Origin of the sequence: Bilophila wadsworthia ATCC 49260, from assembly GCF_000701705.1 — a bacterium.
Taxonomy (GTDB): domain Bacteria; phylum Desulfobacterota; class Desulfovibrionia; order Desulfovibrionales; family Desulfovibrionaceae; genus Bilophila; species Bilophila wadsworthia.
This window is the reverse complement of the sequence record NZ_JNJP01000004.1, coordinates 24,505-43,777: the sequence shown is the minus strand read 5'-3', so window position 1 is coordinate 43,777 and position 19,273 is coordinate 24,505. Positions and strand designations below refer to the sequence as shown.

The following is a 19,273-nucleotide window of genomic DNA, read 5'->3' as shown; positions in this document are numbered from 1 at the left end:
GGAAGCCAACCTTGCCGGCGCGGGAGCAGAACCGTATGCAGTATGATATGTCCCGTACCACGCTCTTTGAAGTCAGTTGGGAAGTCTGCAACAAAGTGGGCGGCATTTACGCCGTCGTGAGCAGCAAGGCTCTGGAGGCCGCCGCTCTTTTCGGAGACAACTACTATCTGTTGGGCCCGGATCTGGGCAACAACGCGGAATTCGAGGAAACGGACGAAGCCTGCTGGCAGGAGCTGCGCGCGATCACGGCGCGGCGGAATCTGGCCTGCCGCTTCGGGCGCTGGGATATTCCGGGGCGGCCCAAGGTCATCCTTGTCGGCTATCGGGATCGGTTCAATCAGGGGCAGCTTTTGTTTTCCCTGTGGAACCGTTACGGCATCGATTCCATTTCCGGCGGGTGGGATTATGTGGAGCCCGTCATGTTCAGTACCGCGTGCGGCGAGGTGATCGAGGCGGCGTGCCAGACGCTTGCCGTGCCCGCGTCCGGCCCGGTGCTTGCGCATTTCCACGAATGGATGTGCGGCGGGGGCCTCTTGTACCTGAAGGAGCGCGCGCCCAAGCTCGGCACGGTCTTTACGACGCACGCGACCATGCTCGGCCGGTCGATGGCGGGGTCCGGGTTCGACATCTACAAGCAGATGAACCAGATCAACCCCAAAATGGAAGCCGGGGCCTACAACATCACCGCCAAATGCTCGATGGAAACGGCGTCGGCGCGGGAAGCCGATTGCTTTACCACGGTGAGCCGCATCACGGCGGACGAGGCCACGGTTTTTCTGGGGCGCTCCCCGGACGTGGTGACGCCCAACGGCCTCGACATGCGGGTCATCCCCGACTACAGCGCCGAACGGGACGTTCCGGCCGGGGCGCGGGCCAAACTCCTTGGCGCGGCGGGACGCCTCCTGCGGCGCGAGCTTGCGCCGGATACCCGGATCTTCATCATTTCCGGGCGGTATGAATACCACAACAAGGGCGTGGACGTATTCCTCGACGCGCTGGCGGGCGTGAACGAGGCGCTACGCCAGTCCCAGACCAACGTGCTCGCCTTGTGCGCCGTCATGGGCGGGCACAGCGGGGTCAATCCCGATGCCGTGGGCGGCGATCCTTCCAAAATCTCCGATCAGGGGCCGTACTGGATCAGCAGCCACCACGTATACAACCAGCCGCAGGACCCCATCCTGAACGCCTGCAAGCGGCTCGGTCTGGACAACAGGCCGGAAAACCATGTGCAGGTCATTTTTGATCCCGCTTTGCTGGACGGCAACGACGGCTTCCTGAACATGCCGTACGAGGAAGTGCTGGCGGCCTGCGATCTGGGCGTTTTCCCCTCGTGGTATGAGCCGTGGGGCTACACGCCGCAGGAAAGCGCCGCGCACGCCGTCCCCACCGTGACCACGGACCTGTCGGGCTTCGGTCTGTGGGTGCGGGACACGCAGGGGCAGGAGCAGGGCGTTACGATCCTGCACCGCCAGCAGACTTCGTATGAGGGGACTGTGGCGGCTTTGCGGGCCGTTTTGCTGGACTACGCTGCCCTGCCGTCGGCACAGCTCGACGAGCGGCGCACGGCCGTCCGCGCGTTATCCGGCGCGTGTTCGTGGGATCGGTTTTTCCCCCACTATATTCAGGCGTATACGCAGGCCTTGGACAAGGCCGTGGAGCGTGGGGCGCTTCGTGACGCGCCGAGCAGCGCATCCCTGACGCGGGTGCTTGAGGCGACGATGTCCACGACGCCGACCCTGCACGCCTTTACCGCCGTCACCGCGCTGCCGGAGCCCATCGGGCGGCTGCGCGAGCTGGCCCATAACCTGTGGTGGAGCTGGCATCCCGAATGCCATCAGCTGTTTTCCGCGCTCAATCCGGCGGAGTGGGAACGCAGCGGACACAATCCCGTGGCGGTCATCGAAAAGGCGACCAAGGCCCGTTTGCTCATCGTAGCGCATGACCAGTCCTACCTGCGGCTGTATAAGTCCACAATGGAGGCCTTTGACGCCTACATGGGCGTTTCCGCAAAGGACTTCGGCGCGTTGTCGCCGGAGCGCCCGGCGGCCTATTTCTCGACGGAGTACGGCTTGAGCGAGTGCCTGCCGATTTATTCGGGCGGGCTCGGCGTCCTGTCCGGCGATCACCTGAAATCGGCAAGCGATCTGAATATCCCTCTTGTGGGCGTGGGATTGCTGTATCGGAGCGGGTATTTCCGGCAGCAGATCGACAGGGACGGGCGGCAGATCGCCCAGTACCCCGAAAACGATTTCGCCACGTTGCCGCTGGAGCTGGTCAAGGATGAGGGCGGAGCGCCGCTCGAAGTGCTGTTGCAGCTTCCGGGGCGGCGTCTCCATGCGCAGATCTGGATGGTGCGTGTGGGGCGGGTCAAGCTGTATCTGTTGGACACCGACACGCCCAGCAATACCGCCGACGATCGCAAGATCACCGCCCGGCTGTACGAGGCGGACAGGGATTGCCGCCTCCGCCAGGAAATCCTGCTCGGCATGGGCGGGGTCCAGCTCATGCGCGCCCTCGGCATCAGGCCCTCCGTATATCATATGAACGAGGGGCATTCCGCGTTCCTCATCCTTGAGCGTATCCGCCTGCTTATGCAGGAGCGGGGGCTCTCCTTCGCCGAAGCGGGGGAACTCGTGCGCGGAAGCAGCCTGTTTACGACGCATACGCCCGTGGACGCCGGGAACGAGCGTTTCGGGCTGGAACGGATGGAGCCGTACTTCCTGCCGTATGCCCAGAGCATCGGCCTGCCGTGGCCGGAATTCGTGCGGATGGGGCGGTTTGAAGGGAGCGAGCGCAATGTTTTCGAAATGACGGTGCTGGCTTTGAATTACTCGTTCCGGGCCAACGGCGTGAGCGCCCTGCACGGATACGTTTCCCGCCATATGTGGCAGGAAGGCTGGAAGGGCGTGCCCAAGGCGGAGATCCCCATCCGGTACGTCACCAACGGCGTCCATGTGCCGTCGTATACGGGGGCGCCCATGCGGGCGCTGCTGGATAACGTGCTTGGCCCCGGCTGGCAGGAGCAGAGCCCGGATTCGTCCATCTGGAGCAAGATAGACGAAATCCCGGACGAGGGCCTCTGGGCGGTGCGGCAGCTCCAGAAGAAGCAGCTTTTGGATTATCTCCGGGCTTCGCTGCCGGAATTTTTCAAGAAGTTCGCCGTTCCCTACGAAAAGCAGAAGGAAATGGCGGCCTGTCTTACGCCGTCTTCTCTGGTCATCGGTTTTGCCCGGCGGTTTGCGCCGTACAAGCGGGCGACGCTGCTTTTTGCGGATTTGGATCGTCTGGCCCGCATCGTGGGCAATGCGGAGCGCCCGGTGATCTTCGTCTTCTCCGGCAAGGCCCATCCCGCCGACACGCAGGGCATCGACATGCTGCAGGAAGTGATCCGCCACATGCTCGACCCCCGCTTCTTCGGAAAGATATTCTTCATAGAGGATTACAACCTTGCGGTGTCGCGGCTCATGGTTCAGGGCTGCGACGTGTGGCTCAACACTCCCCGCCGTCCCTACGAGGCCTGTGGGACCAGCGGCCAGAAGGTGCCCGTCAACGCGGGGGTCAACCTCAGCATCTCCGACGGCTGGTGGTGTGAAGGGTACAACGGCGAGAACGGCTGGACCATCGGGCCCGCCGTCACCCGTGAATATCTGTGCGGGGAACAGAGCGATTATGACGACGCCGGGTTCCTGTACGCCCTTCTGGAAGAAAAGATCGTGCCGCTGTATTTCGAGCGCAATTTCGAAGGGATGCCCCACGACTGGCTTCTGACGGTCAGGCAGTCCATGCAGTCCTTGATCGCGCGGTTCAGCTCCAACCGGATGGTGCGGGAGTATCTCAACGACTACTACATCCCGGCGGCGCAGCGGTATGCGGAACTGCGCGACAAGCACAACGCCCTCACCAAGCGCCTCGCCCGGTGGAAGCAGGACGTCAACGCCCGCTTCAGCTCCCTTCGGATCGAGCAGATCCGTATTGAAGGGCTTAAGGGTGAGGAACTGATGGGCACCCAGCCCATGCAGGTACAGATCGGCGTCCTGCCCGGCGGGATGAAGCCCGAGGAGCTGCTTGTGCAGCTCGTGGCCGGACCGGGCGACGGCAACGGTTTTACGGACACTCCGGACGTCGTGGATATGGCGCGCACGGAGGAGAGCACGGCGGACAGGCTCGTGTACGCCTGCGCCTACAGCCCGTCCCGGAGCGGGCCGCATGTGTACGGCGTGCGAGTGCTTCCCGTCACACCGGGGCTGGCCTCGCCGCTGGAGACGCGGCTGGTCCTGTGGGGATAAACCGGATCTCTTCGGAACGGGGCTGTGGAAGGGATACCTCGGAACTCCCCTCAGTTCCGTAGGCGCGTTGAATGCCCCGGGGGTTGTGTACGCCACTGGGGCACGGTAAAAGGAATGGCGGCTCAGGATTTCTTCAGGGCCGCCATTCGGCGTTTCCGCCGGAAAAAAGCTTTCGGCGGTGATGTCCCGTGAAGACGGTTTTCTGGCGCGTTTCATGCGACGAAAAAACGCGAGGGGAGAGCCTGCAACGTTTTTGGCAGTGCCGCCGATTTGGGGTTGTGCCGCATCAGGTGGAAACGATGCGTGATGCCTTCATCGCCCGGCGCGATTATATTCTGAACGATGTGTTCGGCGAGCGGCTTCCTTTCCTTGACGACAATCCGCCCATTCTGGAGAACCTGAGCAGTCTGGAAAAGCTGACCTCCCGGACCACGCGGAGGTCCCCACACGGAACGGTTCAATTGGAGCATCTGCAAGTGGTGGAGGGTGGCCGCCAGCAGTGGCATATCCAGCGTGACGGCGAGGGCGGCTATATTTTCCAGGCCGTCTCTGGGGACCCTGCCAAGTCCCGGGCTACGGTGAACGATCTGCTCAGGGCAAGCAACCTTCCGTTCCACGCCGAGGGTGACGCCGCCACAGCCTGCCTGCATGTTCCGGCGTCGCAGGTGCGAGCTTTCGCCGCGGCGATGAGCGAGGCGAACGTCATCACATATAAGGAAGCGCATCGGCAGAGAGTAAAATATGTTATGCGACATGGGGAGGCTGTTTCCGGGCAGCCTCCTTTTTGTTTTGCCGAAAAAGGGAGGACGGAAGAGAGAAAAAATATACTTATTGATCTTGACTTTCATTTTCATATACGGCAGATCTGTTTCCAACAGAACGGAATGGAGGAACGCTATGAGTTGGTTATCTCAGACAGCGGACGCGGAACCCGCGTTGGACGTTGCGTCGCCTGTTTCACGGGCTGTTCACGGCATATGGGAAGCGGACGAACTGTTCAGATGTCCGCTTGTCGGCATGGGGATCACGCTTGCCGAACAGAAACATCTCTTGAAGAAAATGTCGCTTCCGGCGGTTGAACTGACGCCGTTTGAAATGCACGAACTGTTCGTCAATGCCGCCGCTACGGAAAACCCTCTGTCCCGGAAGATGAGCCAGCTGCTCCGCCGGAAGTACGAGCGTGAGGCCGCCCCGTTGCGGCTTTTGAGTGAAGAGGATTTTCTCGCGCAGTGGAAGGAGGCGTTCTCCGCCGGCCAGTATGTGGGCTTTTTGTGGGCGGCGGCCACGCGCAGGCTTTCGGATGAAGCCCGTCGCACGGTCTACGGCGCGGTCCACATGGCCATGCACGGCATCGCGGAGGAACAGACGCGCATCCGGCGGTTTATCGTTGAACTGGAACGCAAGAACGAGCAGCAGGCCAACCGTATCCGGCTGTTGAAGGAGCGCGAAGCGGCTTCGCGCGGCGGCATGGAGCAGGCGGAAGAGGGCAGGCGTGCGCTTGCGCAGGAAAACGCCGCGCTCCGGGACGAACGCAACCGCCTGAAAGCCGAACTGGACGCCATGTATGAGGCGTCCACGGCGCTGTGGGAAATCAGGGGCCCGGAACTTGAAGCGGAAAACGAGAACCTGCGGGAGGCGCTTGCGTCGTTGACGCAGCGTTTCGAGGGCCAGCGCGAACTGGTCAATTCGCTGCTCAAGCAGGGAAGGGCTCGCTTTGAGCAGGGGAACTTGCCTGGCATGGCGGCTGATTCCTGCGGGACCTGTTGCGGCAGGGACTGCGACGAGAGTTGTCCCTCGTTCGATCTGTGCAGCAAGCGGGTGCTCATCGTCGGCGGCGTTGAGCGCATGGAGTCGTTGTACCGCGAATTTATTGAAGGGGGCGGCGGCGTCCTCGATTACCACAACGGCTCGTTGCAGGGCGGCACGCGCCAGCTCGAGCGGAGCCTCAGGCGCGCGGACATCATCCTCTGCCCCGTGAACTGCAACAGCCACGGCGCCTGCATCAAAGTCAAGAATCTGGCGAAGAAACACAACAAGACATTTTATATGTTGCCGAACGGGAGTCTGAGCACCATTTCCCGGCTTCTGGGGAGCGAATCCGCACGGCAAGAAGGAGAACGTGCATGAGCACCGATTTTCAGATGAACTACCATCACAACAAGGACAACCTGCATGTGAAGATGCAGGGCATTTTTGACGGCAACTCCGCACACGAACTGCTGAATCTCTTTTTGAGGGAGTACAGGTGCGGCGGCAGGGTGTTCGTCGATACGGCGGGGGTAAGCGAAGTGTTGCCGTTCGGCAGCAAGGTGTTGCAGGCCCGGTTGTGCCAGACGCCCGTTCCGGCGTCGCAGCTGTTCTTCAAGGGCGAAAACGGATTCAACATGGCGCCCTCCGGGAGCCGTGTGCTTATCGTGCCGCCCCGCAAGAAGAAAAGCGGGTGCTGCGGAAAATGCGCGCACTGCACATGCCATGGCGAACACGGGCATGGGCACGGGCACGGAGGATGCGCATGTCGCGGCGAACACAATCACGATCATTAACTTTTTTCCAAGTGGAGCTTTTTCATGAGTAATGTGCTTATCGTTTACGGGTCCACCACCGGCAACACGGCGGATATTGCCGAATACCTCGGCGGGCGTCTGCGGGCTGCGGGGCATGTCGCCGATGTACGGGACGCCGCCGACGTTTCCCCGGATGGCCTGTGCGAAGGCCGGGATGTCGCTCTGTTCGGGTGCTCCGCGTGGGGGACCGATGAAGTCGAGCTGCAGACGGATTTCGAGCCGTTGTTCGAAGCCTTTGATCGTATTGGAGTCAAGGGCGTCAAGACCGCGTGCTTTGCGAGCGGGGACAGCTCCTTTGAGCATTTTTGCGGGGCGGTGGATGTGATTGAGGCGCGTTTGAACGAACTCGGCGGCATTCAGATTCTGGAAGGCTTGAAGCTCGACGGCAATCTCTCGTCGAACGGGAGCGACGTGGAAGATTGGGCCAACCGGCTGTTGGCGGCTCTTTAACCGCATTTTTTTATGCGAATATATTGAAAATGAAATTCAATTATAATAGACTGTGGGCGGTATAGGCACTCCGTAGCCGTTATGCCTGAAGCGCGGGCCGGAGTGCAGGGCCCGCGCTTCAATACATCTTGAACCGTTATGTAAGGATGAGGTATGTCAGGCGGACAAGTCCATGTTGATCCGGAGACGGTGTTCACGCGCTTCCTACGCGGAAAAGGTTGCCACAACACGCAGCAGCGGCGAGCCATCGTTTCCGTGTTTTTTCAGGAAGAGGGGCACCTGACCATTGACGATCTGTACGGCCTGGTTCAGCGACAGGATCCGACGGTGGGGCAGTCCACGGTATACCGCACGATGAAGCTGTTGTGTGAGGCCGGGCTTGCCAAGGAAGTCTCTTTCGGCGGGGGCGTCGTCCGGTATGAGCAGGCCAGCGACTGGCACCACGATCATCTCATCTGCGAGTGCTGCGGCAAGAGCATTGAGGTCGTCGATCCTAAGATCGAAGCCCTGCAGGAGCGCCTTGTCCGCCAATACGGATTTACACCCACGCAACACAGGCTGTATCTGTACGGCGTCTGTCCGGAGTGCCTCGCTGGGCAATCTCCTTCAAAATAGGCTGTAATAAAAAGCATTCCACCTTTTGGCAGAAACGGTTGACAGGCCGGGGCGGACTGTGTACATCTGCGGACATAAAGTTTGATTAATAAAACTTAATATTGTTCAATGTACTTTTGATGAGAACCCGGAGGGGTCATGACTGAAATCCGATTGGAAAAAAGCCTTCCGTCCGAGCAGGAGCGGGTAGGGCAGCCAAGCGTCCCGGCTGAGGGGCTCGAACGCTACTTCGCCAGGGAGGGGGTCGATCCTCTGCCGTACGCGTTTGAAGGCAAGATCGCCGTACATCCCGGCCTTGGCGGTTCGGGCGTGGAAAAACAGGATTTTGAGGCGACGCTGGAGCCTTTGCTGGCGGAGCCGAGGACGGGAAAGACCGTGGCGTACATCCATGTGCCGTTTTGTGAGACGCACTGCCTGTACTGCGGTTTCTACAACAAGGCATACCGCGAAGACGAAAGCCGGATCTACGCCGACGCGCTCATTCAGGAGCTGCGCCTGTGGCGGGGCCGGCCCGGACAGGATGCCGGGCCGGTACATGCCGTGTACATGGGCGGAGGCACGCCCACGGCGCTGCAGGCGGGCGATCTCCGGCGCATCTTGAAGGAAGTCCGCGCCGTGCTGCCGCTCGCCAACGATTGCGAGATCACGGTGGAAGGGCGTCTGTCGAATTTCGGCCCGGACAAGATGGAAGCGTGCTTCGAGGGCGGGGCAAACCGTTTTTCACTCGGGGTGCAGAGCTTTGACACGGAGATCCGGCAGGCGATGGGCCGCGTGTCCGATCGCGACACGCTGATTCGGCAGCTCCAGCTTTTGCAGAGCTATGATCAGGCCGCCGTCATCGTGGATCTCATCTACGGCTTCCCCATGCAGACGATGGAACGCTGGCTGGCGGACATCGCCACGGCCCAGTCGCTCAAGCTCGACGGCGCTGACTGCTACCAGCTCAACGTGTACCGGAACACCCCGCTCGCCAAGGCCATTGAGAGCGGACGCCTTCCCGCCGGGGCGGACGTCCCCATGCAGTCGGCCATGTTCGCCGCAGGGGTGAAGGCCATGCAGAAAGGGTTTTACCGCCGCCTGTCGATCAGCCACTGGGCGCGGACGTCGCGGGAACGCAACCTGTACAATCTGTATGTCAAAGGCCGCGCCCACTGTCTGGCGTTCGGTCCCGGCGCGGGCGGCAATCTGGACGGGTTCTTCTATCTGAACCAGTCGGACTACCGGGCGTGGCAGGAAGAAGTCCGGGCCGGACGCAAGCCCATCGCCATGCTGTTTCGCCCGTTCCCGCAGGGAAAGCTGTTCAAGGCCATCGCCGAGGGGATGGAGCAGGGCTGGCTGGACATGCCGGGGCTGGAAGCGGCTTACGGCATCCCGTTGGGCGAGGTGTGGAAACCCGTGCTTGAGCAATGGGAGCGGGCGGGTCTTGTCGAACGGGACGGGGCCTTCATCGTGCTTACGCTCGCCGGGCAGTTCTGGCAGGTGAACCTTTCACAACTGTTGCTTGATTATCTCAAGCGTGCTTTGGAGGCCTGATGTTTGTAAGGAAGATGCTGGCCCGTGCCTTGCCGTTGACGGCGCTGGGCCTGGCGGCGTGGTGCCCCGCCTATGCCGTGGAGGAGCCGGTCAAGGCGGACGACGTGTACGTGACCGCCACGAGGGTGGAGAAGGAATTGCAGGACGTTCCCATGAGCGTTTCCGTCATGACGAGCGAGGACATCAAGCGTTCTCCCGCCCGGACCATCGGCGAGCTTTTGCAGGACGTGCCGGGCGTGGAAATCAGGAATTCCGGCGGGCAGGGCTTTAAGCGCATATCCATCCGCGGCGAGAATCCCAACCGCGTGCTGATCCTCATCGACGGGCAGAAGCTCGTGGAAAACAAGTCGATGGACGGCACGCCCCTGTTGATCGATCCCTCCAACGTGGAGCGCGTGGAAGTCATCAAGGGCCCCGCGTCCGTGCTCTACGGTTCGGAAGCCATCGGCGGCGTGGTCAACATCATCACCAAGAAAGGCGGGGACAAACCGATTCAGGGCGAGGCGTCCGTGGCCTATAACGGCGCGTCCAACGGTTTTGCCGAATCCCTGTCGGCTTTCGGCGGTATGAACGGATTCAAGTACCGCGTGTCCGGCTCATACAGCGATCAGGGGAACCTGCGCACGCCTGACGGCGAAGCGCCGAACACCTCCTTCCGCCAGAAGGAAGGCAGCGCGTTCCTGAGCTACGACTTTTCCGACAAGTTCACGGTCGGCGGCGGGCTGGACAGCTTCAAGGGGTCCATCCATTCCGGGAGCATGGAGCCCGGCTATGAGAATTTCGCCGTGGACGTCCCCAAGTGGCAGCGCGATAAGGTTTATGCCTTCGCCGAAGCCAAAAACGTGACGCCGTGGCTTCCCCGTGTGCGCTTCGACGCATTCTGGCAGAAGAATGAAAAGGAAATGACCAACGACGTGAACACGGACCCGGCCATCACGAAGATGCCGCTGGTCGTCACCAACAATGCGGACAACCGGAACAAGCAGCTCGGCTCCTCGCTGCAGATGGACTGGGCCATCGGCGACAACCATTACCTGATCACCGGATACGACATCAGCTATGATACGCTGAAGGCTGATACGAGGGCTTCGGCTTCCACTTCAGTGGAGCGCATCCTTGCCACCGGCATCTTGGCCAGTGCGCCCCCCTTTGCGCAACAGATCGCGGCGGCATCCATGGCGAAGAGCATCCCGTACACCTCCACGGCCTACCACGAGGGCGACATGCTGACGAACGCCCTGTATGCCCAGATGGAATCGACCTTGCCCGCCGACTTCACGTTGAGCTATGGGGTACGGTATACGTGGGTCCAGTCCGAGATGAAACATGCCGAAGGAAGCAAGACCAACTCCAAGGGCACGGCCCCGTATGACGTGGGCACGGAGAGCTCCTCAAACAATTCCCGGCCGGTCTTCAATGTGGGCCTTATGTGGTCGGGCATCCCGGATCTGACGCTGCGGGCCACGTTCGCGCAGGGATTCCGCGTCCCTTCGCTGCAGGAAAAGTATGTGATGTCGGCGATGGGAGGCGGGACGATCCTGCCGAACCCCGGCCTCAAGCCGGAGACCTCGAACAGCTATGAAATCGGGGCGCGGTATGTCCATGACGGCCTGTCCGTAGACGTCGCGGCCTTCTATTCCGATGCGGACGACTATATTTATAACCCCACCATTGACGCGGATACCGACACTTCGCGCTACATCAACGTCTCGTCGGCAAAGACCCACGGGGTGGAGCTGGCCGCGAGCTATGATTTCGAATGCGGCCTCACGCCGTACGCTTCCGCGACATGGATGCGGCGCAAGTTCGACTACGGCACGCTGACCACATGGAAAACCGGCGTACCCGAATGGTCGGGCAGGGCGGGGGTGCGCTTCAAGCACGCCCTGAGCGAAACCGTTGACTTCAACGCCGACGTGTACGGGCGGTTCTCCTCAAATTCCGTCGAGAAGACCGAAAGCGAGACGACCCACTACAACAACTGGCAGACGGCGAACGTGGCTTTCGGTTTCGAGTTCGGCGACGAAAAGCAGTATACCGTGGCCGCAGAAGTCCTGAACCTCTTCGACAAGCGGTACCGGCAGGACGACAGCATTTTGGAACCCGGCCTGCACGCCAACATCAAGGTCGGCATGAGATTCTGATTTCATGAGGAAGCCTGTGCTTTAGTATTGAAATTGAATTTCATTTATATTATCAAAAAACTCTTCCCACGCTGCACGGCGGCGGACGCCCACGGTAATCCCGTGCGGCGTCGGGGGGAGGAGGGGAAGGAATACGGATGCCGTCACAGGTCTTCAACCGTCATTACTGGAGCGCGCGGGAACTCGTCGTCCTCGGCGTTTTCTCGGCCGCCGCCAAGCTTTCCACCCTGCTGGTCGCGCTGGTGGGGGGAGGGATGAATCCGGTGAGCCTGCTCGCCAAGAACCTCATTTTCACCACGCTGCTCGTGGTCATGCTCTATAAGGTGCGCAAGCCCGGGACGCTGGCCCTGTTCGTGCTCGTGAACATGCTCATCAGTATGCTTCTGCTCGGCGGCAGCGTGACGCTCCTCCCGGCCATGCTGCTGGCGGCGGGCTGCGCCGAGGCGGCGATGGCCTGCTCCGGAGGGATGCGGAAGCCGTGGGCGCCCGTGCTCGGCGTCGCGGTATACGATCTCACGTCGAAAGTCTTTTCGCTGTGCGTTTCGTGGCTGTTCATGCGCGAGAGTCCGGCCTTGTTGTATGTCATCGTCCCCATTGTGGTCATCGGCTACGTGGGATCGCTGTGCGGGCTTTTTTCCGGCGTCCGCGCCGTTCGGGAGCTGCGTCATGCAGGCATTGTCCGTAACTGAGGGGGCCGTCTGGGGCGGCGGGCTGCACGCGGCGGATACGCGGGCGAAGATGTTCGTCAGCCTGCTGGCGTCCGTGGCTACGGTGGCCCTGTCCGGGGTCGAGCCGCAGATGGTGCTTTTCGGCATGTCTCTGGTGTATGCCCTCGGGATGCGGCAGTTCCGCATCCTGCTGATCGGGTATGCGGTCCTTGTGGGCATGTCGCTGCTGGCCATGGGGTGCGCGTTCGGGATGAGCCTGCTGATCCCGTCCATGCCCGCGTTTTCGGCGGTGTCGCTGGTGGTGCCGTTCCTGCGCATGGCGACGATGCTGAACGTGATCCTGCCGCTGGCCTTTTCCTGCCGGGTGCAGAGCCTGCTGACCGCCCTGAAGAGTTTGCGCCTGCCGTTCTGCCTGTATCTCCCGGCGGCGGTGATGATCCGTTTCATCCCCACGTTTTTGCATGACGCCAAACAGGTTTCGGAAACGCTTCGGATACGCGGCTGGCGCATGACCCCGTGGAACGCCTTCCGCCATCCCGTGCTGCTGATCAGGCTGGTGTTCACGCCGTTGCTGTTCCGTTCGCTGAAGACGTCGGAAGAGCTCGGCATCGCCGCCGAACTCAAGGGGCTCGGCTACGGCGAAGGGATGCGCCCTTACCGGAAGCTGGTTTGGAAGGCGTCCGACACATGGCTTTTGGTCGCGGCCTGCCTTGTGGCGGCTGCGGCGGTGCTGTGCCAACATGCCGTGGGATGGGCCCCGCTGGAAGGAGGGATGCGCTGATGATCCGCTTTGAACGTGTGACCTACACGTACCCGTTCCAGACGTGCCCGGCGGTTTCGGATATTTCGTTTTCGGTGCGGCCCGGCGAACTGGTGCTGTGCACCGGGGCCAGCGGCTGCGGCAAGTCCACGCTGATGCGCCTCGCCAACGGCCTGTGCCCCCACTATTTTCAGGGGACGCTGGAAGGCCGTGTCCTGATCGGCGGCGAGCCGACGGACGCCCGGCCCATCAACGCCATTGCGCGGGAGGTCGGAACGCTCTTTCAAGACCCCGAACAGCAGTTTTTCGCCCTGAATGTCGAGGACGAGCTGGCGTTCGCCCATGAATGGCAGGGCGTTTCGCCCGAAGCCATCGCCGCCAAAATCGATGAGGCGGCGCGGGCCTTCCGGCTCGGGCCGATCCTGTCCTCCTCTATCCACGAACTGTCCGAGGGGCAGAAGCAGAAGGTCGGGGTGGCCTCCATCCTCTCGCAGGGGCCGAGGGCCCTTATCCTTGATGAGCCGAGCGCCAATCTCGATCCCGAAGCTACCGAGGATCTGGCCTGCAAGCTCGCCGAACTCAAGGCGCGGGGCATGGCGATCCTTGTGGTGGATCATCGGCTGTACTGGCTGGAAGGCATAGCGGATCGCGTGCTTGTCATGCGGGAAGGCCGGATTGCGGAGCGGGGCGGCTTTGACCTGCTGTACGACGACGCCCTGCGCGGACGGTGCGGGCTGCGCGCCGCCCGGATAGACGATCCCCGCCGCACGTTGCCGGACTGCGCGGAGGAACTGCTGGAGCCGGGTGAAGGCGGGCTGGCCGTTTCCGGCCTGCGGTTCGCGTACTCCGGCAAACCGGCCCTGTTCGACGGCGTGGACGTGTCGATCCCGGCGGGCGTGACCGCGCTCATCGGGGACAACGGCACGGGCAAGACCACGCTCGCCCGCCTGCTTACCGGCCTGAACGCCGCGCAGGAAGGGCGGTTCGCCATCGCGGGGCAGCCGGTCCCGGCATCGAAACTGCTTTCCAGAGTGGGCATTGTGCTCCAGAACGCCGATCACCAGCTCCATATGAAGACGGTACGGCAGGAACTTGAAGTCAGCCTGTCGCTGGCGGGGTGCGGCGCGGACGATGTGCCCGGCCTGCTGTCGCTGTTCGCGCTGGAAGGGCTTGCGGAACGTCACCCGCAATCGCTTTCCGGCGGCGAAAAGCAGCGGCTTGTGATCGCCTGCGCCTTTGCCAAGCGCCCGGACGTGCTCATCCTCGACGAGCCCACCAGCGGCCTTGACGGGCGCAACATGCGCCGCATCGCCGACGCGCTGGCTCTGCTGGCCGGCAGGGGGGCCTGCGTCCTTGTGATCACCCATGATCTCGAACTGATGGGGTTGTCTTGCGCCCGGGCCTTGCGGCTGCCTCTTTCATAGCGAGTGAGTACGGAGGGAATGCTGCGGATCGGAAGGGAAACCTTCCGGAGAGCGGCACCCGCATGATCATCTTTTCCGGGGCGTCTCGAACAGACGAAGCGCTGTTGGAATGGGAATAAACGGAAACCAAACGGGAGAACGAACTATGACGGCATCGTGTTGCCAGACAACGGAAACGCTGGGCGAGTCCATCGCCGCGGCCCTGCGGGAAAAGAAGCCGGTGATGCTGGCAAGCCTTGCGGAACGCTTCGGCGTTTCGGAACTGGAAGTCGCCAGAGCCCTGCCGGACGAGGCGCGGGCCTTCGCGGGCAAGGACGCCTTCGATACGGTCTGGCAGGCCTTGGCCTCATGGGAAAACGCCACCTTTATCATGGCGCATCTGGGCTCCGTCATCGAAATCAAGGGAAAGATACCGGAAGGCAGACACGGGCACGGCTATTTCAACCTGTCCGGCGGCAGCGGACTCGGCGGACATCTCAAGATCGATGATCTCGGTCACATCTGTTTCCTGTCTTTACCCTTTATGGGATTGGAAAGCCATTCCGTGCAGTTTTTCAACGCGGCGGGCACGGTCCTGTTCTCCGTGTACGTGGGCCGCGAAAACCGTCAACTCATCCCGGCAGCGCGCGAGTCGTTCTTCGCGTTGCGCGAGGCCGTGGGCACAAAGGAACCGTCATGAAAGCTCTTGTCGTCTATTCGTCCCGGACCGGGAATACCCGGAAAATCGCCGAAGCCATCGCCGCCGTTCTTCCCGGCTGTGAGATCTATCCCGTGGAGTCCGCTCCCGCGCCCGAGGGCTACGATCTGGTTGCCGTGGGCTACTGGGTGGACAAGGGGATGCCCGACGCGCAGGCCAAGGCCTATCTGGAAACGGTGCGGGACGCGAAGGTGGCTTTGTTCGGCACGCTGGGCGCATGGCCGGATTCCGATCACGCCAGGGACTGCATCGCGCAGGGCGAAGCGCTGGTGAACGCTCCGGAACGCCGGAACAAGGTGCTCGGCACGTATCTGTGTCAGGGCAAGGTCGATCCGAAGATCGTCGCCATGATGCAGAAAATGGCGTCCGACGTGCACCCCATGACGCCCGAACGCAAGGCGCGCCTCGAAGAAGCGGCCAAGCATCCCGACGAGGCCGACTGCCTCCGGGCGCAGGAAGCCTTCAAGGGGTTCGCGGAACAGGTGGCCTGACGGGCCAGAAGGATCAACGGAGCTTCGGCCCCGAAACCGGAAGGGCGGCTCTGCCGCCCATACGTCGTGTTCAGGAAACGCTCATGAATCTTGCCTCAATCTATGCGTCCATAGGCCCGTCCGGCGTCGCGCTGGTTTTTGTCGGTTGTGCGGGATTGTACCTCGCGCTGCGGAACCTTCTGTATCTGCATTTCGTCTGGCGCGACTTCAAGCGGGACTTTCTCGACATTGAGCATCAGGAAGGCCGCTGTATGCGCGATGTATGCGATAAGAGCGACAATCCGCTGATTGCCATTATCCGCGATGTCGTGAAGACCCACGGAGGCCACTCCGAAGACATCCGGGCCGAGGTCGCTTACCTGTTCCACCGCAATTTCGAGCAGGTCACGAAAGGGCTGTGCTGGCTGAGGCTCATTTCGGTGGTCTCGCCGCTGCTCGGCCTGCTCGGGACCATCCTCGGCATGGTGACGGTGTTCCGCACCATCGCGGAAAACAGCGCCCCCAACGCCGCGCAGCTGGCGGCGGGCATCTGGGAAGCGCTCATCACCACGATCATGGGCCTGTGCGTCGCCATCCCCATGCTCATGTTCTACTATTACCTGATGCTCAAATTCAAGGGCTTCCACATCGAGGCCGTGGAACACAGCTACCGTGCGCTGGAACTGTGCGGCGGCGCGAAGCGGGAAGCCCGGCCCGAAACCCGGAGAATGTGCCATGCATGATTTCGACGAGGATGCCAGCATCGATCTGACGCCGGTCATCGACGTTATCTTCATGCTCCTGATTTTCTTCATCATGACCACGACATTCAGCAAGCCGGTGCTGGATATCGTGCTTCCGGCCTCGGAGACGTCGGAGGAATCCAGCCGTAAGAATGCGGAACTGGTGATTTCGGTGAAGGCCGATGGGACTATCCATTATCAGGATCGGCAATTGACGAAAGAGGCGTTGGCCGCGGTGCTCGAGACGCGGCCCGAAGCCCTGCTGAATCTGTACGTCGACGAAAAGGCCCCTTTTGAAGCGTTTGTCGGCGTCGTAGACATCGCAAGGCTGAAGAGAGGAGGACACTTTGTTATCAGTACGCAGCCAAGTGAGCGTTAGGCCCCTGTACGGGGTGGAGGAATTCCGCAAGAGCCGCAGCATGGCGGGCGGCATGACCGGGGGGCTTGTCCTGCTGGCCTTGGCCGTGTGTCTGATGACCCCCTCCGTCAAGATCCTCACGCCGCCGAAAGCCCCTTCATCCATCATGCTGATGCGTGTGATCCGCCCCGAGCCGACGCCCGAGGCGAAACCCGTTCAGCCGGACGCCATGCGCAAGCTGTTGAGCCCGGAATCGGAGGTGACGATCCCCGTGCCGCCTCCGGTCGTCGAACGGCCCAAGCCTCCGCAGGAGGCGCCCAAAACGGTAGCTCCCGAACCCGTGAAGCCGAAACCGGTCAAGAAATCTCCTCCGGTGAAAAAAACGCGGCCGGTGGTCCGGCAGCCGGAGAAGCCCGTGCCGCCTTCCGCTCCCGTAGGCCAACAGACGGAGATTCCTCCGGTTTCGGCGGGGACGGGCGTATCCTCCGTGGCGGCGGCCGCGCCTTCGGCCCCGGTCGGGGGAACGCAGGAACGGCCGGACGACAAGAGCAAGGCGCTGGGAGCCATCCTTGACGCCCTGAACCGTCACAAGCGGTATCCCAAGCAGGCGCGGCGGATCGGCGCTGAAGGGACGGTGCAGCTTCTCGTGACGATCTCCGCCGACGGAAAGGTCAGTGCGTGCTCGCTCGGCAAGGGCAGCGGCTTCGGGGTGCTCGATACAGCCACCGAACGGCTCGGCGAGAAGCTTGTCGGCCTTGATATACCCTCGGTCCGTGGGGGAAAAGGTTTTCAGGTTCTGGTGCCGGTGCGCTACTCGCTCAAGGATGCGTGACGTACCCCCTGTTGTCCTCGCCGGACAGGAGCGCCCGATGCGGGGGCCCCTCTTGACGTATGGGCTGCCGTTCCCGCAAAGTCCGTATTCGGAAACTTTGGGGTAGTCCGGATTGGGGGGGGCCGTTCTGGTGAGAAAGGACCCGGTTTCGCGTTCCCGACTCGTGGCGGAGTTCAGCCCGGCTGTGCCGGGTTTTCTCCGTAGATAATGCTTCCAGATACCTCTCAGACCTTTGGAGAGGAGGCCAGTCGTTCCTCGGCCAGTCTGTTTTACTTGTATATGGAGCGAGGGAACGTCAGCCGGATAGACAAGGAGAGCGTATGCATCATGTATTGCGGGCGTTTTTTCAGAACGCCCGGAAGCCCGGCGGCCTATCCGGAAGGATCATGCTGTGGGCTATGAATTGTGGGCACGCTTCGCTGGCGAAGTGGGGTCGGTCGCATGTGTCGCCGGAGCCAGACGCCCGGGTGCTCGATATAGGATGCGGCGGCGGGGCGAATCTGGCGCAATTTCTGAAACTCTGCCCGCAAGGGTCTGTCTGCGGGATCGATTTTTCCGCTGAGAGCGTCGCCACCAGCCTCCGGAAGAACGCCGGAGCCGTCGCCGCCGGGCGCTGCGAAGTGCGGCAGGGGGATGTTTCCCGGCTGCCCTATGCTGATGCGTCCTTCGATCTCGTCACCGCTTTCGAGACGGTCTACTTCTGGCCGGATGTATCCGCCGCCTTTGCCGAGGTGTTCCGCGTACTCGGACCGTCCGGCGTGTTTTTGATCGTGAACGAGGAGTCCGGGGATTCCCGGTGGTGCTCCATAGTGGACGGGATGCGGACGTATACGGCGGACGCGCTGGCGGGATGGCTGTGCGCCGTCGGATTTGTCGATGTCCGGTCCGACGTTCGCGGAGAGGGCGGGGCGTTGTGCCTTGTCGCAAGGAAAGGCCCGGATTCCGTTGCGTAAGCGGCCCAAGGCGCCGGGACGCAACGTATGGGGCAGGGGGGATCCATCCCGGAGAGCCGGGGATGTTTGCACGGAAGCCTTATCGGGCCTTCACGTTTCCACGCTTTCCGGCTGATGGCGAGGCCACGCGGAGGGCGTTCGCTTCGGAGGTTTTGCATGGTTTTTCGCGCCGCCGGAGGGCTCTGCCGACGCGTAGGATAAAGCCCGCTAACGGTACTTTTTCCGCAGTTCGTCCTGCCCCATCATCTGGGTGCGCATGGCGAGCATGGGCGGCGCGTTGCGGACAAGATCCCTGTCCGTATTGGACTGGATATGCTCCAGCCGGATTTCTTTGTAGTCCTCCTGCCAGTTTTTCCAGTCGTCCTCGCGGCTCCGCAGGTACAGGACGAATTGCCCCAGACGCCGTATGACGTCCGGCGGGATCACGTGTTCCAGTTCACAGGCCACGTCGTTGGAGACGTTCGGTTCCAACTGGAGGATATGCTGGAAAAATTCCTGAATGACGATGTGCCGGTGGGCGATATCCCGCCCGATGTGCATCCCCGCTTCGGTCAGGTGGACGAGGCTGTAGGGCTCATAGTCCACATAGCCCATGCTTTTCAGCGCCTTCAGCGTGCTGGTGACGGTGGAGCGGGACACGCCCGCCGCCTCCGCGATGGAACTGGCGCGGGCCGCGCCTTCCCGGATTTCCTGATGGAAGATGATTTCTAGGTAGTTTTCCAGCACAGGCGAGAGCTGTCTGGCGTCGTTTCGCTCTTCGGGCATACCGCGTTCTC

General features: G+C 61.8%; 18 protein-coding genes. 16 read left to right on the top strand and 2 right to left on the bottom strand.

Annotation, left to right across the window (positions count from 1 at the left end; translation table 11 throughout):
• Positions 1 to 35: 35 nt before the first annotated feature.
• Positions 36 to 4,286, top strand: coding sequence for an alpha-glucan family phosphorylase (gene glgP, locus T370_RS0103035; protein WP_029434705.1), 4,251 nt, complete (start codon positions 36 to 38; stop codon positions 4,284 to 4,286).
• A gap of 212 nt (positions 4,287 to 4,498) precedes the next feature.
• On the opposite strand, the gene T370_RS0103030 is transcribed toward glgP, so the two are convergent.
• On the bottom strand, positions 4,499 to 5,140 hold the full coding sequence (locus T370_RS0103030; protein ID WP_029434704.1) for a hypothetical protein: 642 nt from the start codon (positions 5,138 to 5,140) through the stop codon (positions 4,499 to 4,501).
• 43 nt (positions 5,141 to 5,183) lie between these two features.
• Here T370_RS0103030 and T370_RS0103025 point away from each other — a divergent pair, with 43 nt between their 5' ends.
• From T370_RS0103025 to T370_RS0102955, 15 genes are all read left to right on the top strand, one after another.
• Positions 5,184 to 6,413, top strand: coding sequence for a DUF2325 domain-containing protein (locus T370_RS0103025; RefSeq protein ID WP_016360438.1), 1,230 nt, complete (start codon positions 5,184 to 5,186; stop codon positions 6,411 to 6,413).
• Entirely contained in the window at positions 6,410 to 6,829 is a 420-nt protein-coding gene (locus T370_RS0103020; protein ID WP_005029761.1) for a hypothetical protein, read from the top strand. Before T370_RS0103025 ends, T370_RS0103020 begins: the two co-directional genes overlap by 4 nt.
• A 24-nt stretch (positions 6,830 to 6,853) precedes the next feature.
• A complete protein-coding gene (locus T370_RS0103015) occupies positions 6,854 to 7,300 on the top strand; it encodes a flavodoxin (protein WP_005029763.1) in 447 nt (148 codons plus the stop codon).
• Positions 7,301 to 7,453: 153 nt separating this feature from the next.
• Entirely contained in the window at positions 7,454 to 7,915 is a 462-nt protein-coding gene (locus T370_RS0103010; RefSeq protein WP_029434703.1) for a Fur family transcriptional regulator, read from the top strand.
• Between the two features lie 138 nt (positions 7,916 to 8,053).
• Complete coding sequence (gene hutW, locus T370_RS0103005) at positions 8,054 to 9,448, top strand: heme anaerobic degradation radical SAM methyltransferase ChuW/HutW (RefSeq protein ID WP_029434702.1); 1,395 nt, start codon at positions 8,054 to 8,056, stop codon at positions 9,446 to 9,448.
• The gene (locus tag T370_RS0103000; RefSeq protein WP_029434701.1) at positions 9,448 to 11,592 is read left to right on the top strand and encodes a TonB-dependent receptor plug domain-containing protein; all 2,145 of its coding nucleotides are present in this window, start codon (positions 9,448 to 9,450) and stop codon (positions 11,590 to 11,592) included. The genes hutW and T370_RS0103000 overlap by 1 nt, the downstream gene beginning before the upstream one ends.
• Before the next feature lie 137 nt (positions 11,593 to 11,729).
• Positions 11,730 to 12,281 carry an MptD family putative ECF transporter S component gene (locus T370_RS0102995; RefSeq protein ID WP_005029771.1) on the top strand — a complete coding sequence of 184 codons (552 nt, stop codon included), beginning with the start codon at positions 11,730 to 11,732 and terminating at the stop codon, positions 12,279 to 12,281.
• On the top strand, positions 12,259 to 13,041 hold the full coding sequence (locus T370_RS0102990) for an energy-coupling factor transporter transmembrane component T family protein (protein WP_005029773.1): 783 nt from the start codon (positions 12,259 to 12,261) through the stop codon (positions 13,039 to 13,041). Before T370_RS0102995 ends, T370_RS0102990 begins: the two co-directional genes overlap by 23 nt.
• The gene (locus tag T370_RS0102985) at positions 13,041 to 14,444 is read left to right on the top strand and encodes an ABC transporter ATP-binding protein (RefSeq protein ID WP_029434700.1); all 1,404 of its coding nucleotides are present in this window, start codon (positions 13,041 to 13,043) and stop codon (positions 14,442 to 14,444) included. Before T370_RS0102990 ends, T370_RS0102985 begins: the two co-directional genes overlap by 1 nt.
• 145 nt (positions 14,445 to 14,589) lie before the next feature.
• The gene (hutX, locus tag T370_RS0102980) at positions 14,590 to 15,123 is read left to right on the top strand and encodes a heme utilization cystosolic carrier protein HutX (RefSeq protein WP_029434699.1); all 534 of its coding nucleotides are present in this window, start codon (positions 14,590 to 14,592) and stop codon (positions 15,121 to 15,123) included.
• A complete protein-coding gene (locus T370_RS0102975; RefSeq protein WP_029434698.1) occupies positions 15,120 to 15,632 on the top strand; it encodes a flavodoxin family protein in 513 nt (170 codons plus the stop codon). The genes hutX and T370_RS0102975 overlap by 4 nt, the downstream gene beginning before the upstream one ends.
• A gap of 83 nt (positions 15,633 to 15,715) precedes the next feature.
• Positions 15,716 to 16,354 carry a MotA/TolQ/ExbB proton channel family protein gene (locus tag T370_RS0102970; protein ID WP_005029783.1) on the top strand — a complete coding sequence of 213 codons (639 nt, stop codon included), beginning with the start codon at positions 15,716 to 15,718 and terminating at the stop codon, positions 16,352 to 16,354.
• Positions 16,347 to 16,733, top strand: coding sequence for an ExbD/TolR family protein (locus T370_RS0102965; RefSeq protein ID WP_029434697.1), 387 nt, complete (start codon positions 16,347 to 16,349; stop codon positions 16,731 to 16,733). The genes T370_RS0102970 and T370_RS0102965 overlap by 8 nt, the downstream gene beginning before the upstream one ends.
• On the top strand, positions 16,723 to 17,544 hold the full coding sequence (locus T370_RS0102960) for an energy transducer TonB (protein ID WP_248604195.1): 822 nt from the start codon (positions 16,723 to 16,725) through the stop codon (positions 17,542 to 17,544). The genes T370_RS0102965 and T370_RS0102960 overlap by 11 nt, the downstream gene beginning before the upstream one ends.
• A 320-nt stretch (positions 17,545 to 17,864) precedes the next feature.
• Positions 17,865 to 18,497 (top strand): class I SAM-dependent methyltransferase, encoded by a 633-nt coding sequence (locus T370_RS0102955; protein ID WP_029434695.1) that lies wholly within the window; start codon positions 17,865 to 17,867, stop codon positions 18,495 to 18,497.
• 207 nt (positions 18,498 to 18,704) lie between these two features.
• On the opposite strand, the gene T370_RS0102950 is transcribed toward T370_RS0102955, so the two are convergent.
• Positions 18,705 to 19,262 (bottom strand): metal-dependent transcriptional regulator, encoded by a 558-nt coding sequence (locus tag T370_RS0102950; protein ID WP_005029791.1) that lies wholly within the window; start codon positions 19,260 to 19,262, stop codon positions 18,705 to 18,707.
• Between the last annotated feature and the right edge of the window lie 11 nt (positions 19,263 to 19,273).